Raw genomic sequence first — 14,914 nt, 5'->3', positions numbered from 1 at the left:
TCAGGTCACGTCGTCGAAGTCCTTGCCCAGATTCGCCACCGGCTTGCTGGGCTCGACCGGCTCGGGAGCGTAGTTCATCTGCGTGGCCTCGTCGTCGCTCAGCCCCGTCAGGGCTTCGGCGGCTTCCCGCTTCGCCTTGCGCCTGTCGTGGATTCGAGTGACCTGCACGGCGAGTTCGAACAGCAGCCACATCGCCGCGGCCAGCACGACCATCGAGATCGGGTCCGTGCCCGGCGTCGCGAACGCCGCGAAGACGAACAGCCCGAACACGATGCCGCGCCGCCACCGCTTCAGGTTCGCGTACGGCAGCATGCCGACCTGGTTGAGCATCACGACCAGCAGCGGCAGCTCGAAGCTCACGCCGAAGATCAGCAGCATCACCAGCACGAACGAGATGTAGGACCCCGCGTCCAAGGCGGTGATGAACGCGCTGCCGCCGAACCCGACGAGCACGTCCAAGCCCTGCGGGATGACGACGAAGGCGAGCACCGCGCCTGCCGCGAACAGGATCGACGCGAAGATCACGAAGGTGAACGCGAAGCGGCGTTCCTTCGCGTAGAGGCCCGGCGTGATGAACGCCCACAGCTGGTAGAGCCACAGCGGCGCCGAGACGACCATGCCCGCCGCGATACCGACCTTGAACCGCACCATGAAGCCCTCGAAGGGCTGGCGCTGGAACAGTTGGCACTTGTCGTTGGGCGAGAACCGGGCTTCCGGGGGCAGCGCGCAGTACGGCTGGAGCAGGATCTTGCTCAGCGACGGGATGGGACCGAGCTGGACATCCCACCAGATGAAGCCGAACACGCCCCCGAGCACGATGAAGAGAAGACCGAGACCGAGCCTGTTACGAAGATCGTAAAGGTGGTCCTTCAGGGACATGGTGCCGTCGGGGTTGTGCCGGCGATTGCGGATCTTCCGCTTCTCGCGACGGCTTCCCTCCCGGCGGGGCGTATCACGCACCACCGTGCGAACCGATCCTCTCAGCTCGCGTTCTTGTGCGGCTGGCTCTTGTCGAGCTTGACCTGCAGGTCATCGATCTGCTTCTGCAACTGCTCAGGAGTCTGCTGAGGCGTGGCGGCGGGCAGCTGCTGCGGCTCCGGCTTCACGTCGGCGGTCGCCGTCGGCTCGGCTTCCTTCTCATCAGCGCGCATGCCCTTGGTCTCCGCCTTGATGATGCGCATCGACTGCCCGAGCGAACGTGCCATCGCTGGCATCTTCTTCGCACCGAACAGCAGAATGATCACCACAGCGATGATGAGGATTTCCCACGGTCCTAGCGGCACGGCTGTCCTCCTGTCTCACTTCGCCCTGTAGATGCTACGCGCCCGGCGGACCGCTTCCGATCGGCCAAAGCGACGCGCAGCGCGGCCGAACGGGCCCTAAGCAGGCCCGATCCGTCGTCGAACGTCCCCTTGGCGGTTCCGATAGCGGTCCGCACCCGACCCAGCCCACGGACAACGCGGACCAGAAAGAATCCCAACAGCGCCAGCCCGAGCAGGGCCAGCGCCGCACTAGGCAAGTACGGCACGGGCCAACCCTACCGGGTAACCGATTGGCGACAGCGCACAACAGCCGGCCATCAGGTGTCGGCCAGGTGATGATCCATCAGCCGCAGGGCCGCCACGGCCTGCGCGCGCAGTTCCCGGGCCAGCTCGGCCGGGCGCTCCACCGTGACCTCGCCGCCCAGGCCGAGGAGCAGCCGGACCATCCACGACGTGTCGGCGTAGCGCATCGTGACCCGCAGCCTGCCGCCGTCGAGTTCCTCGATGTCCTCCACTGGGTAGTACTCCGACACCCAGCGCGCGTCCGGTTCCAGGATCAGGCGGGCGACCGACTGGTCGGGGGCCGGCCGGAACAGGCCAGTGGAGACGTCCGTCGGCCGCGCGTACGGCGGCGGCGCGGCGGGCTCGTCGAGGACCTCGACCTCGTCGATGCGGTCGAGCCGGAACAGCCGAACCGCCTCGGCCCGCCTGCACCAGGCCTCCAGGTAGCCGCGGCCCTCGACGATCAGCACCCGCATCGGGTCGACGGTCCGCTCGGAGATCTCGTCTTTGGAGGCGGTGTAGTACGTCATCCGCAGGGCGCGACCGGCCTTGAGCGCCGACTGGACCGTCTCGCGGACCTTGACCGTCTCCGCGGCCTCCCGTACACCCAGGCCGACCGCGACACCGGCGGGCTGCGCCTGGCCCGCGGCCATCTCGATCTTCGCGACGGTCCGCCGGATCGCGTCCGCGTCGGCCACGCCGGGGGTGTCGGCCAGCGCGCGCAGGGCGACCAGCAGGGCTGTCGCCTCGGCGCCGGTCAGCCGCAGCGGCCTGCTCATGCCCGCGTCGAAGGTGACGGTGACGGTGTCCTCGTCGAACGAGATGTCGATCAGGTCGCCGGGGCCGTAGCCGGGCAGCCCGCACATCCAGAGCAGTTCGAGGTCTTTGCGCAGCTGCTTCGGCGTCACGTCGAAGTCGGCGGCGGCCTCGTCGATCGGGATGCCCGGGCGCGCGATCAGGTACGGCACCAGCGCCAGCAGCCGTGGCAGCCGGTCTTGCGAAGCCGTCACAGCACGTCCCCCTCGGCGACAGCGACCAGGCGCTCCCGCACCGACTTGGCCAGCACTTCGGGCTCGAGCACCAGGACGTCGGCGCCGTATCCGGCGAGCCATCCGGCTGCCGTGTCCGGCCAGCGCAGCTCGAGTTCCAGGATGTCCCCGGCGGTCCCGCGGATGTCGCGCTCGCCCATGACTTTCGCCCGCCGGCGCACGCCGGCGGCGCGACCGGAGGCCGCCCAGACCCGCACGGTCGACACCGAGGAGACCTCGCCACCGGTGGTGGCGACGAACCGCATCAGGTCGACGTTCTCCGGCCTGCGCACCTGCCCGGGCTTGCCGACCTTGCGCACCTCGCCGACGACCCGGGAGAGCCGGAAGCAGCGGGGCGCGTTCCGGTCGCGGTCATGGCCGACGACGTACCAGCGCCCACGCCACGAGACCACGCCCCAGGGTTCCAGCGTCCGCTCGCGCAGCTCGGCGGGCGAGGGCCTGCGGTAGTCGAAGGACACGACCTGCCCGGCCTGCACCGCCGCCAGCAGCGGGGTGAACGCGGGCTCGGAGGTGCGCACCTTCGACTCGACGATGGCGGGCGCGGCCTGGTCGACGTCGACCCCGGCGGCGCGCAGCTTGAGCAGGGCGCCGTGGGCGGCGCCGGTCAGTTCGGGGGAATCCCAGAGGCGCACGGCGAGCGCCACCGCGGCGGCCTCGTCGGGCTCAAGGTCGATCTCGCCCAGCTCGTAGTCCCGCCGCGCGATCCGGTAGCCGTCCACGGTGTCGAACACCGAGTTCCGGCCCACCTCCAGCGGGATCCCCAGGTCTCGCAACTCCGTCTTGTCCCGCTCGAAAGTGCGGAAGAACGCGTCGTCGGAAGGTGCGTCGGCGTAGCCGGGGACGATCCCCCGGATCCGCTCGGCGCTGAGGTACTGGCGGGTCGAGAGCAGGCACAGCACCAGGTTGACCAGTCGTTCGGCGCGTGCAACAGACACCCGCGCACCATAACGCGCCCACGGCAGGCGGGTTCACCCAACACACCGAACATCCGTGCGATCGGCTCTGTTACCACTCCCCCGAACGCCACACCGTCCCCTGCTCCCCCAGCAGCCCCAGTTGGATCGAACCGGGCTCCGATCACCCCGCCGCGCAAGGGCCGCACGGTCATGGCGGTGGGGACACCGGGTGGTCAGCCGCATAGGTCGGGCTTGCCTTTGCAGAGCAGACGTCGGCGTCATCGGCAGTAGGTCGACGTCGATGTTTACTCGCGCGTCTCGGCCACAGTCGCAGTGAACTGGATCACAAGCGGGCTCGGGCCGTCACGCCGTGGGAGGGCTGTGCCGTCTTTGCGGCGAGACATCGAGAAAGGACTGCTCATGCAGCGCATCCAGTTGGACAAGCTCGCCCCCGAAGCCCACCGCAAGGTCGTGGACCTGTTCCTCTACAGCCAGGCGAACATCGAGACCCCCCTGCTCAACCTGATCATGCTGCGGGCCTCGGTCGTCAACGGCTGCGCCTACTGCGTCGACATGCACACCCGGGACGCGCTCAAGGCCGGTGAGTCGGCGCAGCGGTTGTTCGCGGTGGCGGTGTGGAGTGAGTCGCCGTTTTTCAGCAAGGAGGAGCGGGCCGCGCTGGCCCTGACCGACGCGGTGACGCTCATCGGGCAGGATGGGGTTCCGGATGAGGTGTGGGACGACGCGCGGGCTATCTGGTCGGAGAAGGGGGTGGCGGATCTCGTGATGGCCATCATCATGATCAACGCCTTCAACCGGATCGCGGCGAGCACCCGTAAGACCCCGGTGCTCACGGACTGACAAGGCCCCTGTGACCAATTCTGCGACCACTTCGCTCGACACCGAGTTCGAGCGGCACCGGTCGGTGCTGCTCGGCATCGGGTACCGCATGCTCGGCTCGTTCGCCGACGCCGAGGACGTCGTCCAGGAGGCGTGGATCCGCTGGGCGGGAGTCGACCGTGACACGGTCTCCGACGCCCGGCGGTTCCTGGTGACCATCGTGTCCCGGCTCGCGATCGACCGGATGCGCCTGGCGCACCGCAAGCGGGAGACCTACGTCGGCCCCTGGCTGCCCGAGCCGGTCCGCACCGACCGCGACGAACTCGGTCCGGCGGACACCGCCCAGCAGCGCGACACCCTGTCGGTCGCGACCCTGCGGCTCATGGAGCGCCTCTCGGCGCCGGAACGCGCGGTGTTCGTGCTGCGGGAGGCCTTCGAGCTGCCGTACGACGAGATCGGCGAGGTCCTGCACCTGACCGCCGCGCATGCCCGCCAGCTGCACCGGCGCGCGGGCGCGCGGCTCACCGCCGACCGTGAGCGGTTCGCCGCCGATCCGGGCAGCCACCGCGACCTCGTCGACCGGTTCGTCCTGGCCGCCCGCACCGGCGACCGGGACGCGCTGCAGGAGCTGTTCGCCCAGGACGTGACGCTGTGGGCCGACGGCGGCGGCAAGATCCGTGCCGCGCTGCGCCCGGTGCGCGACGCCGACCGGGTCGCCCGCTTCCTCGCGGGAGTGCTGGGCAAGTACGACGAGATCGATCTGACGGTCATCGAGGTCAACGGTCTGGCGGCGATGGTGCTGGTCCTCGGCGAGTACCGCCAGGTGATCTCCCTGGAGACCGCGGACGGCTTGGTCACCGGCGTGCAGATGGTGAGCAACCCGGACAAGCTGCTCCGCGCGCTCAGCTGGTGACGCGCCCGTTGTCGCGGAACAGCGGGTTGCGCCGGAACGAGAACAGCGCGTAGCCGCACAGCAGGAAGAACCCCGCCGCGCCGCCGAACGCCAGCAGGCGCAGCCCGCCGGACATCGGCGACGTCGTCGCGGTGAGCACGACCGAGAGCACCGTGGTGCCCAGGCCCGTGCCCACAGCAGTCCGGTGGCCAGGTGGTAGGCGGGCCGGGAGTGCAGGTTCATCCTCCAGCGGTTGCGGCCGCGGACCCAGCTCTCCCAGTGCAGCACGTCGGCCGGTGGCAGCTCCGACTCGCCCGCCACGGCGTCCGGCGCGCGCAGCTGGGCGTTGATCTTCTTCTCCAGGTCCCACAGGAACCACCTGGCCCGGCCCAGGCGCTGTACCTCGCCCCACCAGACGAACCAGATGAAGACCAGCAGCAGCGGCGCGAGGCTGAGAATCCCGGTGCGCAGCGCGAGGGTCTGCCAGCCGGCCAGCAGACCGGTGTAGATCACCGCGATCGCGGCCAGACCGTAGCTCATCACCGTCTGCTGGGTGGTCACGGCGGCGACCAGCTCGGAGCGGATGGAGTTGTACTCGTGCTGCATGAAGACCAGTCGCGCCTGATCCCGCTGCGCGGCCAGGTCAGGCGCGGGCGGCACCGGTGACGTGGCGGGTCTGCGTGGTCGCCAGAACGTCATGCGGGCTCACCGGCTGTCCCCATACGATCAACGCTACGGATTCAGCGGCTGGTCATGGCCCGTTTCGGGAAATTCGGCCCGGGTGATCCGCCACCGGACGTCCACCCCGTCCTCCCCCGAGGTGATCGGCTCCTGCGGCGGCGAGGTGCGGCCGATCTCGGTGAACCCCAGCTTGCGCGGAATGGCTCCGCTGAGGACGTTGGCCCTGTCGTGCACGATGTCGACGAACTCGATCCCGGGAAGCTCGAACGCCGCCTTGACCAGCAGGAACGTCGACTCGGTCGCGGCGCCGCGGCCGACGTAGGCCGGGTGCAGCCAGTAGCCGATCTCCAGGCCGCCGTCGCCCACCCGCGGCATCAGGCCGGTCCGACCGGCGATCTCGCCGCCGACGGTGATGGCGTAGGTGAACTCGGTGCCCGCGTCCCAGTTCGCGTCGGTCTCGGCGACGTGCGCGCGCACGGCGTCGGGGTCGAACTCGCCCGCCGCCCAGGCCATCCACGGCCGCAGGTGGGGTATCGCCTCCTCCACCACGCGCACCAGGTCGTCGACCTCGTCGGGTCGCAAGCGGCGCAGGACGACGATGTCACCGGTGAGCGTGGGCGAAGGGCGGATCACGCCGGAATCGTCCGGCACGACCCGCCCTTCGGCCAAACGACTTACAGCGAGGCGATGAGGCGCTCCACGCGTTCGTCGACCGCGCGGAACGGGTCCTTGCACAGCACGGTGCGCTGCGCCTGGTCGTTGAGCTTGAGGTGCACCCAGTCGACGGTGAAGTCGCGGCCCGCCTGCTGGGCGGCGGCGATGAAGTCGCCCCGCAGCTTGGCGCGCGTGGTCTGCGGCGGGGTGTCCTTGGCGGCCTCGATCTCGCCATCGTCGGTCACCCTGGCCACCAGGTCCTTGCGCTGCAGCAGGTCGAAGATGCCCCGGCCGCGGCGGATGTCGTGGTAGGCCAGGTCGAGCTGGGCGATGCGGGCGCTGGACAGGTCGAGGTTGTGCTTGGCCTGGTAGCGCTCGATGAGCCGGTGCTTGATCGCCCAGTCGATCTCGCGGTCGATCCGGGTGAGGTCCTGGGCTTCGACCGCGTCGAGCACCTTGCCCCACATGTCGACCACGCGCTGCGCCAGCGGGTCCGGCGAGCGGCGGGCGACGTGCTCCACGGCCTTGGAGTAGTACTCGCGCTGGATGTCGAGCGCGGAGGCCTCCCGGCCGCCGGCGAGCCGGACCAGCCTGCGGCCGGTCAGGTCGTGGCTGATCTCGCGGATCGCGCGGATCGGGTTGTCGAGGCTGAAGTCCCGGAACTGGACGCCGTCCTCGATCATCTCCAGCACCAGGTTGGCCGTGCCGACCTTGAGCAGCGTGGTCGACTCGGACATGTTCGAGTCGCCGACGATGACGTGCAGGCGCCGGTAGCGCTCGGCGTCGGCGTGCGGCTCGTCGCGGGTGTTGATGATCGGGCGGGACCTGGTCGTGGCGCTGGAGACGCCCTCCCAGATGTGCTCGGCGCGCTGCGAGAGGCAGTACACCGCGCCGCGCGGGGTCTGCAGGACCTTGCCCGCGCCGCAGATCAGCTGGCGGGTGACGAGGAACGGCAGCAGCACGTCGGCGATCCGGGAGAACTCGCCCGCCCTGGTGACCAGGAAGTTCTCGTGGCAGCCGTAGGAGTTGCCCGCGGAGTCGGTGTTGTTCTTGAACAGGAAGATGTCGCCGCCGATGCCCTCATCGGCCAGGCGGCGTTCGGCGTCGACGAGCAGGTCCTCCAGGATCCGCTCGCCCGCCTTGTCGTGGGTGACCAGTTGGACCAGGTCGTCGCACTCCGCCGTGGCGTACTCGGGGTGCGAACCGACATCCAGGTAGAGGCGTGACCCATTGCGCAGGAAGACGTTCGATGAACGGCCCCACGACACCACGCGCCGAAACAAGTACCGCGCGACCTCGTCCGGCGACAGCCTGCGCTGTCCGTGGAACGTACAGGTCACGCCGAATTCGGTCTCGATTCCGAAGATCCGCCGCTGCATTCCCTAAGCCTAGGCGCAAAGACCGACAAGGACCGAGCGCCGTTCGGGGAAGGTCCACAAATTGTGTCGTCGGACTTCGGTAACCGAGTGTTCACCTGAGACGGACCGTCAAGCGGAGCACTGCGCCGTCCTGTTGAATGATCGATCATGTTGGGAAGAATCCGCCGCCACTCGGTACGCCAGGTCAACCAGGCAGACCAGGCGCTGGTCAGGCAGGTCGCGGCGCTGCCGCACACACGGGTAGACATCGGTCTCAAGCGGCTGTCCACCGCGGCCGACCACGGCAAGCTCTGGTTCCTGGTCGCGGCGATCCTGGCCGTGGGCAAGGGCCAGACCCGGCGGGCGGCGGTGCGCGGCGTCGGGTCCATCGCGTTCGCCAGCCTGTCGGCGAACCTGATCGCCAAGAACCTCTTCCCGCGCAGGCGGCCCGCCGCGGAGCTGCTGCCGCTGTACCGGCGGTTCGACAAGCGGCCGACCAGCTCGTCGTTCCCGTCCGGGCACGCGGCCTCCGCGGTCGCGTTCACCACGGCCGTCGCGATGGAGAGCCCGCGCACGGCCATGGCGCTGGCCCCACTGGCAGGCGCCGTGGCGTACTCGCGGGTGCACACCGGCGTGCACTGGCCCACCGACATCGCCGCGGGCGCGGCGATCGGGGTCGGCGCCGCGTACGCGGTGCGGCACTGGTGGCCGGTCTCGGAGCAGGGGCCCGCGCACACCGCCCACGAGGCCCAGGTGGGGCCGCTGGTCGACGGCGAGGGCCTGCTGGTGCTGGTCAACCCGCACTCGGGGCTCGGCGACGACCCGACCGAGGAGCTGAGCACGCGCTGGCCGAAGGCGACGGTGGTCAACCCGGTCGCGGGCGACGACCTCATCGAAGACCTCTCCGAACAGGTCAAGAAGTCCACCGAGGAGATCCGCGCGCTGGGTGTGTCGGGCGGTGACGGGACGGTCGCCGCGGTCGCCGCGGTCGCCGCGGAGTTCGGTCTGCCGCTGGTGCTGATCCCCTCGGGCACGCTGAACCACTTCGCCCGCGACATCGGCGTGGAGACCGCGGACGACGTCGCGGACGCGGTCCGCGAGGGCCGCGGGGTGGAGATCGACCTCGCGGGCGTGCAGATCACCGACCGCGACGGGTCCGAGTCCCACCGCTGGTTCGTCAACACCGCCAGCGTCGGCGGCTATCCGGAGATGGTGCGGCTGCGGGAGAAACTCGAAAGCAAAGGCTGGCCGAAGTGGCCCGCGGGCGCGCGCGCGATGATCCGCACACTGCGGCGCGCGCAGCCGCTGCGGGTGGCCATCGACGGCAAGCCGCACCTGGTGTGGTGGCTGTTCGTCGGCAACGGCACCTATGAACCGAAGGGGTTCGCGCCCAACCGGCGGCCTGCGCTGGACACAGGTCTGCTCGATGTCCGCTACCTGCGGGCCGACGTACCGTTCTCCCGCGCGCGGTTCGTGCTGGCGACAATCACCCGGACGCTGTCGACCAGTCACGTCTACCGCGAGCTCGACATGGCGAAGCTGCGGGTGGAGCTGCTCGACGGCCACCGGCGAGTCGCCACCGACGGCGAGGTGGGCGCACTGGGGAACCGGTTCGACTTCCAGTCGCGGCCCCGGGCGTTGTGCATCTACCGGTAGCGTCTGGTTCGTGGCGATCGTGAGCGACCTGAAGTGCTTCCCCATCAAGGGATGCGCGGGTGTCTCCTTGTCGGACGCGGTGATGACCCGGGCCGGGCTCGCCCACGACCGGGCGTTCATGGTCGTCGGCGAGGACGGCGTGTTCCGCAGCCAGCGCCGCTCCCCCAAGTTGGCGGTCATCCAGCCGTCGGTCACCGCCGCGGGCGACCGGATCACGCTGCGGGCCACCGGATTCACGGCGCTCGACGTCGAGGTCGACCTGACCCGCGCGCGGCGCGACGTGACCATGTTCGGCGACCCGTACCGGGGGATCGATCTCGGCGGCGAGGCCGCGGGCTGGCTCAGCGAGGTCCTGGGAGAGCCGGTGCGCCTGGTCCGGGTGCCGCCGGAGCACGACCGGGTGACCGACGGGCAGGTCCCCGGCACCTCGGGCTACGCCGACAGCTCCGCCGTGCACCTGCTCAGCCGCTCGACGCTGGCCGAGCTGAACGCCCGGCTGGTGGCCGCGGGCGCCGACCCGGTGCCGCCCGACCGCTTCCGGGCGAACATCGTCGTCGACGGCTGGGCGGAGCCATCCACCGAGGACCGGCTGCGTCGGGTGCGGATCGGCGACTGCGACCTCGGGTACACGAAGCTCGCGATCCGCTGCGCGGTCACCACGGTGGACCAGGAGGCCGGGGTCAAGACCGGCCTGGAGCCGCTGCGGACCCTCGCCGGCTACCGCCGCGCGGCCGCGGGCGGGGTCGCCTTCGGTGCGAAGTTCTCCGTCCTGCGCGCGGGCAAGCTCTCCGTCGGCGACGCACTGACCGCCGACGCCTGGGGCGACTCGGAGCTCTAGCGCCGGGCGGCCCGGGTGGCGCCGTCGGCGGGGGCGTCCTTGTGCTCGGCCCACCAGGCCGCGAACAGCGGGTTGGTGTCGACCAGCTTGGCGTAGGCCTCCAGCAGCGCGGTCGGGGCCTGTTCCGCCGCGCCCGCCAAGGTGCTCTCCTCGTGCCAGATCAGGACGATCTCATGGCGCAGGGGCGTGCCCGCGATGTTGCGGATCACCAGGCCGTTGCCCTCGCGCGCGACCGGTTTGGCCAGGGTCACCGCGCCCGCCTGGACCAGGGCACGGGTGGTGGTCGAGTCGGAGACCTGGTGCTTGATCTTCGGGGTGAACCCGCTTCCCGCGCACGCGCGAAGCAGCGCCAGCTGTTCGGGGACCTCGCCGACCGGGGGCAGGACCCAGTTCTCCTCGGCGAGTTCGCGCAGGTCGATGTCGCCGGCGCCTGCCAGGCGGTGGGTCTCGGAGAGGGCCACGAACATGGGGGCGCTGAGCATCACCCGGCTGTGCAGCTGCGGCGCCAGCGGGGTGCGGAATCCGGGATTCTCCTCCAGGATGGCGAAGTCGACCTTGCCTTCGAGGACCTTGCGGGCCAGTTCCACCGGGTTGGACTCGATGTACATGGAGGTCTCGGCGTTGCCGAGGCGGTCCGCGATCGCGGTGGCGAACAGCGGCACGATCAGACCGGGCGGGCCGCCGACGCGGATCATGCCCGCGACCGTTACGGCCTGAGTGCGCTGCTTGATCCCGGCCATCAGCTCGTCGACGTCGGTGAGGACCAGCCGGGCGGCTGACAGGACGTAGGTGCCCAGTTCGGTCGGCACGACGCCGGTACCCGAGCGGGCGAACAGCAGGCCGCCCACGCGGCGCTCGAGTCGTTGCAGCTGGGCGGTCAGCGCGGGTTGCGAAACCCCGAGTTGAACGGCGGCCTTGGACAGGCTGCCCGCGTCCGCGACAGCGATGATGACTCGAAGATGGCGAAGTTCCAGCTCGTGCACACCAAAGTTATGCCCTCTGGCGCGGCGTTATGCAAATCCCAGCCCGCCTGATGGGAGAGACCACACAATTCTTGGGAGCGGCGTGTAAAAACAGGTCCGGCGACGTCTACCCCAGACGTCGCCGAACCTGTTTATGACTCAACTATTGGTCACCGTGGCGCGGCCAGGTAGTGCTGACCGCGCCACGGTCGCTTTTCACTACGACACGGTCACTGCCGTGTCATCCACCGCGAACGTCGTCTGCAGCGACGAGTCCTCGGTCATCAGCCACCGGAGGCGAATCGTCTGCCCCTTGTAGGCCGAGAGGTCGTACGTCTTCTGGACGTAGGACGTGCTCTTGTTCAGGTTCGAGACGGTGCCGAGGGTGCCCAGCACGGTGCCCGAGCTGTTGAGAACCTGCAGTTGCAACTTGTCGTACTGGGCCGACGTCGTGGTCTCGGCGGTGTCGATCCGGACCCAGTAGGAGGCGCTCGCGCTGGTGGCGGAGGCCGGGATGGTCACCTGCTGGTACAGGTTCTCCGACGAAGAGCTGCCGTTGCCCCCGAAGTAGGCCCACCACGAACCACCGTGCGTCGGACGCGTGGTGGCGTTCGAGATGATCCCGGTGGTCCCGGTCCAGCCGGTGTTGCCGGACTCGAAGCCGGGGTTGGCCAGCAGCTGGTTGGGCTGCGTGGTCGCGGTGACGGTCCAGGTGAAGGCGGTGTTGCCGCTGCCACCCTTGCCGTCGGTCACGGTGACGGTCACGTTGGACGTGCCCGCCACGGTCGGCGTGCCGGAGATGAGGCCGTTGCTCGCGCCGATGCTCAGGCCGCTCGGCAGACCCGACGCCGCGTAGGTCAGCGGGTCGTTGTTCGCGTCGGTGGCCTGGATCTGCAGGTTCACCGCGGTGTTGATCTGCGTGGTCTTGTTGCCGGGGTTGGTCACGACCGGGTTGGCGTTGACGCTGCCGCCGGTACCGAACTTGCCGTCGACGACCAGGGCGAACTTCTGCGGTCCCGAGGGGACGTTGAAGCCGCGCACCCGCACGGTCCACTCACCGGCGGCGGCGTTCTGGATGTAGACGTTCTCCAGGTTGTTGCGCCGGTCGGCGGTGCCGCCGGAGTTCGACCAGCCACCTCCGAAGACGTTGCCGCGGTAGACGGTGCCGGTGGGCGAGACGACCTCAAGGTCGAGGTCGTTGACCAGGGTGACGGCGGCGCTGACGGCGGCTTCCTTGTCGGAGTACGCCATCGTGATCTTCAGCGGCTGACCGGCCTCGACGGTGTACTTGGTCTCGGAGACCCCGCCGGTGGCCAGGCCCTGAGCGGCCTCGTCGACGAATTTCGCGGTGCCCGCGGTGGCCTTGTCCAGGTTCACCATGCCCCAGCCCTCGTGTGCGTTCGGCACGGGCAGGTCGTTGTCGTTCGCGCCATCCTCGTTCTCGTCGAGGAGGTCGGTCGCGGAGTTGACCAGGGTGCCCTTGACCAGCGCCGCGGTGGCGTTGACCGTGTGCTTCTTGTTGTAGAAGTCGCGGACCACGGTGGCGCCACCGGCGGCCAGCGGGTTCGACATCGACGTGCCGCTGAAGTACTTGTAGTCGTCGTTCAGCGGGAAGCCGTAACCGTCGTTCTGCGGGTTGCCGTTCTTCGGGTTGTTCGGCGTCGCGTCGTACTGCTGCTGGTACTTGTCCGAGTAGCCGGACAGGATCCAGGAACCGGGGGCCACGATGTCGGGCTTGATCCGGCCGTCGTCCGTCGGGCCGCGGCTCGAGAACGCCGCCACCTGCTGCGGGTTGCCGGTCTGCGAGTCGGACTTGATCGGCTCGGCCGGGTAGTCGGTGGGCCACCAGTCACCCCAACTGGGGATGACGTTGACGCCGTTGACGTCCTTGCAGGAGCGGTTGTTGAAGGTCGCCTGCTCCTTCGCGGTCTGCGGAAGGTAAGTCAGGGTCGAGTCGCAGGGCGACTGGGCCTTGCCGTTCTCCGAGGCGCCGACCGTCAGGACGTTCTTGGCCGTGGCCGGGGCGCCGATGGAGTCGTTGTCGATGACACCGTCGCCGTTGGCGTCGGTGCCCTCGTTGCCCGCGCTGAAGGTGATCAGCATGTCGCGGTGGGTGTTGATGAACCTGTCCGCGCCCTGCGAGGTGTCGGTGTAGCCGCCGTTCGCCGCGGAGCCCCACGAGTTGGCGTGAATGCGGGCGCCGTCGTCGTAGGCCTGCTGGAACAGCGTGGTCAGGTCGTCGGGCAGACCGAGCAGGTAGTACCCGTCCGCGTACTGCGCGGCACAGTTGCCGAGCATGTCGACGTAGTCCTCGACGGCCTGGAAGACGAGGCGAGCGCCGTACGCGGCGGCCTTGCCGGTGCCATCGGCCATGCCGTCGCCGACGACGGAGACCGCGACGTGCGTGCCGTGGCCGCTGTCGACGTCCTCGGCGCCGTTGCCCTGCACGTCGTAGCAGTTGGCCGCGTCCGCGCCGACCCAGGAGCGAACGGCCTGGATGCGGTCGGCCGGGATGTCCGGGTGCGCGGTGGCGGCGGTGCCGCCGCCGAGGCCGGTGTCGGCGACCGCGACGGTCTGCGAGGAGCCGTCGTAGCCGCGGGCGTTGGCCTGCGTCGCGCGCATGATCGTGCCCGCGGCGTGCTCGTTGTGCTTCTCCGGGATGCGGAACTTGTCGACGAACGACACGTCCTCGATGCCCGCGATCTGGCTGGCCTGGCCTGGCCTGCCTCGGCGGCGATCAGCAGCGTGCCGTCGGACTGCTTGGTGACGACGGCGCCGGTGCCCTCGGCGGCGCGGCGGACCGTGGCCAGGTCGACACCGTTCTCGGCGCGGACCTTGTAGATCCCCGCCTTGCCCTCGTCGATCTTCGCCTTGGCGTCCTTGGTGACCTTCCACGCGGACTGGAAACGGCCCACGTAGTGCACGCCGGTCAGCTTGCTCGCGCGCTGCGCCTGACCCGGGTTCATCCGGACCTTGAACGCGTTGTCGGGGATGTACTCGACGATCGTGGCGCCCAGGGCGGTCAGACCGGCCTTCCAGTCCTCGCGGACGGGGCCCTGGAACTGGACCAGGTAGCTGCCGCGCTCACTGGTGCCGAGTGCGCGGGCCTCGAGGCCGTGCGGGACGGCGGCCAGCGAACTCGGCAGGAACTCTCCGGTCACCAGACGGATGGGAGCTTCTGCGGGTGATGCGGCGTTGGCGAGTCCAGGGACTGCGATAGCGGCACCGACCAGCACTGTCGAGACAGCGAGCGTGATGGCCCGTCGTCTCCGTGTGGCACCAAACATGGGTTGTCCTCACGAATGCAGGGTTGGGACACGACCTTTCCGGCCTGCGGACGCCTAGCCCTCACTTGGCGCCCACGGTCCTCACCTACCGCCGGCTGGAATTGGTCGTTAGTGGACTATGACCCGCGTAATACCGGTTCGGCCTATCCCGGACACCCATAACATGCGTGTGAACAGCGGTTATCGCGTTGGGTTGACGTAGTTGTAACCGGGGGCAACCAGGTGGTGTCACCTTGATGTATCAACGTTTACGTGCG

Annotated in this window: 14 protein-coding genes; 4 read left to right on the top strand and 10 right to left on the bottom strand. The window is 69.4% G+C overall.

The window, feature by feature from the left end; genetic code table 11:
• The 5 genes from tatC to ACUZ2Y_RS02960 are packed head-to-tail and all read right to left on the bottom strand — an operon-like array spanning position 1 to position 3,528.
• Entirely contained in the window at positions 1-960 is a 960-nt protein-coding gene (gene tatC, locus ACUZ2Y_RS02980) for a twin-arginine translocase subunit TatC (protein ID WP_476326629.1), read from the bottom strand.
• A 20-nt stretch (positions 961-980) separates the two neighbouring features.
• Positions 981-1,283 (bottom strand): Sec-independent protein translocase subunit TatA, encoded by a 303-nt coding sequence (gene tatA, locus ACUZ2Y_RS02975; RefSeq protein WP_476326627.1) that lies wholly within the window; start codon positions 1,281-1,283, stop codon positions 981-983.
• A complete protein-coding gene (locus tag ACUZ2Y_RS02970; protein WP_476326625.1) occupies positions 1,274-1,528 on the bottom strand; it encodes a bacteriophage holin in 255 nt (84 codons plus the stop codon). Before ACUZ2Y_RS02970 ends, tatA begins: the two co-directional genes overlap by 10 nt.
• Before the next feature lie 51 nt (positions 1,529-1,579).
• Entirely contained in the window at positions 1,580-2,554 is a 975-nt protein-coding gene (locus ACUZ2Y_RS02965; RefSeq protein WP_476326623.1) for a helix-turn-helix transcriptional regulator, read from the bottom strand.
• Positions 2,551-3,528 carry a helix-turn-helix transcriptional regulator gene (locus ACUZ2Y_RS02960; protein ID WP_476326621.1) on the bottom strand — a complete coding sequence of 326 codons (978 nt, stop codon included), beginning with the start codon at positions 3,526-3,528 and terminating at the stop codon, positions 2,551-2,553. Before ACUZ2Y_RS02960 ends, ACUZ2Y_RS02965 begins: the two co-directional genes overlap by 4 nt.
• Positions 3,529-3,909: 381 nt before the next feature.
• Here ACUZ2Y_RS02960 and ACUZ2Y_RS02955 point away from each other — a divergent pair, with 381 nt between their 5' ends.
• Together ACUZ2Y_RS02955 and sigJ are read left to right on the top strand one after the other, a co-directional pair.
• The gene (locus ACUZ2Y_RS02955) at positions 3,910-4,350 is read left to right on the top strand and encodes a carboxymuconolactone decarboxylase family protein (RefSeq protein WP_476326619.1); all 441 of its coding nucleotides are present in this window, start codon (positions 3,910-3,912) and stop codon (positions 4,348-4,350) included.
• A gap of 10 nt (positions 4,351-4,360) precedes the next feature.
• Entirely contained in the window at positions 4,361-5,242 is an 882-nt protein-coding gene (gene sigJ / locus ACUZ2Y_RS02950) for an RNA polymerase sigma factor SigJ (protein ID WP_476326617.1), read from the top strand.
• On the opposite strand, the gene ACUZ2Y_RS02945 is transcribed toward sigJ, so the two are convergent.
• From ACUZ2Y_RS02945 to pafA, 3 genes are all read right to left on the bottom strand, one after another.
• A complete protein-coding gene (locus ACUZ2Y_RS02945; RefSeq protein ID WP_476326615.1) occupies positions 5,232-5,417 on the bottom strand; it encodes a hypothetical protein in 186 nt (61 codons plus the stop codon). The genes sigJ and ACUZ2Y_RS02945 overlap by 11 nt on opposite strands.
• Positions 5,418-5,953: 536 nt before the next feature.
• Positions 5,954-6,535, bottom strand: coding sequence for a GNAT family N-acetyltransferase (locus ACUZ2Y_RS02940; RefSeq protein ID WP_476326613.1), 582 nt, complete (start codon positions 6,533-6,535; stop codon positions 5,954-5,956).
• Between the two features lie 41 nt (positions 6,536-6,576).
• A complete protein-coding gene (gene pafA / locus ACUZ2Y_RS02935; RefSeq protein ID WP_476326611.1) occupies positions 6,577-7,935 on the bottom strand; it encodes a Pup--protein ligase in 1,359 nt (452 codons plus the stop codon).
• A gap of 147 nt (positions 7,936-8,082) precedes the next feature.
• On the opposite strand from pafA, the gene ACUZ2Y_RS02930 reads away from it, so the two are divergent.
• Both ACUZ2Y_RS02930 and ACUZ2Y_RS02925 read left to right on the top strand, forming a co-directional pair.
• A complete protein-coding gene (locus ACUZ2Y_RS02930; protein ID WP_476326609.1) occupies positions 8,083-9,570 on the top strand; it encodes a phosphatase PAP2 family protein in 1,488 nt (495 codons plus the stop codon).
• Between the two features lie 10 nt (positions 9,571-9,580).
• Positions 9,581-10,408, top strand: coding sequence for an MOSC domain-containing protein (locus tag ACUZ2Y_RS02925; protein WP_476326607.1), 828 nt, complete (start codon positions 9,581-9,583; stop codon positions 10,406-10,408).
• Here the strand turns inward: ACUZ2Y_RS02925 and ACUZ2Y_RS02920 are convergent.
• Together ACUZ2Y_RS02920 and ACUZ2Y_RS02915 are read right to left on the bottom strand one after the other, a co-directional pair.
• Complete coding sequence (locus ACUZ2Y_RS02920; protein WP_476326605.1) at positions 10,405-11,391, bottom strand: LysR family transcriptional regulator; 987 nt, start codon at positions 11,389-11,391, stop codon at positions 10,405-10,407. The genes ACUZ2Y_RS02925 and ACUZ2Y_RS02920 overlap by 4 nt on opposite strands.
• 198 nt (positions 11,392-11,589) lie before the next feature.
• Complete coding sequence (locus ACUZ2Y_RS02915) at positions 11,590-14,055, bottom strand: S8 family serine peptidase (protein WP_476326603.1); 2,466 nt, start codon at positions 14,053-14,055, stop codon at positions 11,590-11,592.
• Between the last annotated feature and the right edge of the window lie 859 nt (positions 14,056-14,914).

The organism is Actinokineospora sp. UV203 (assembly GCF_056323665.1).
The sequence above is the reverse complement of the archived record's forward strand: the minus strand, read 5'-3'. Positions and strand labels throughout refer to the sequence as shown.

What these genes read in the sequence shown, in the direction of transcription:
- ACUZ2Y_RS02955 (WP_476326619.1), top strand. Translation starts at nt 3,910, where the DNA reads ATGCAGCGCATCCAGTTGGACAAGCTCGCCCCCGAAGCCCACCGCAAG.
- pafA (WP_476326611.1), bottom strand. Translation starts at nt 7,935, where the DNA reads ATGCAGCGGCGGATCTTCGGAATCGAGACCGAATTCGGCGTGACCTGT.
- ACUZ2Y_RS02930 (WP_476326609.1), top strand. Translation starts at nt 8,083, where the DNA reads ATGTTGGGAAGAATCCGCCGCCACTCGGTACGCCAGGTCAACCAGGCA.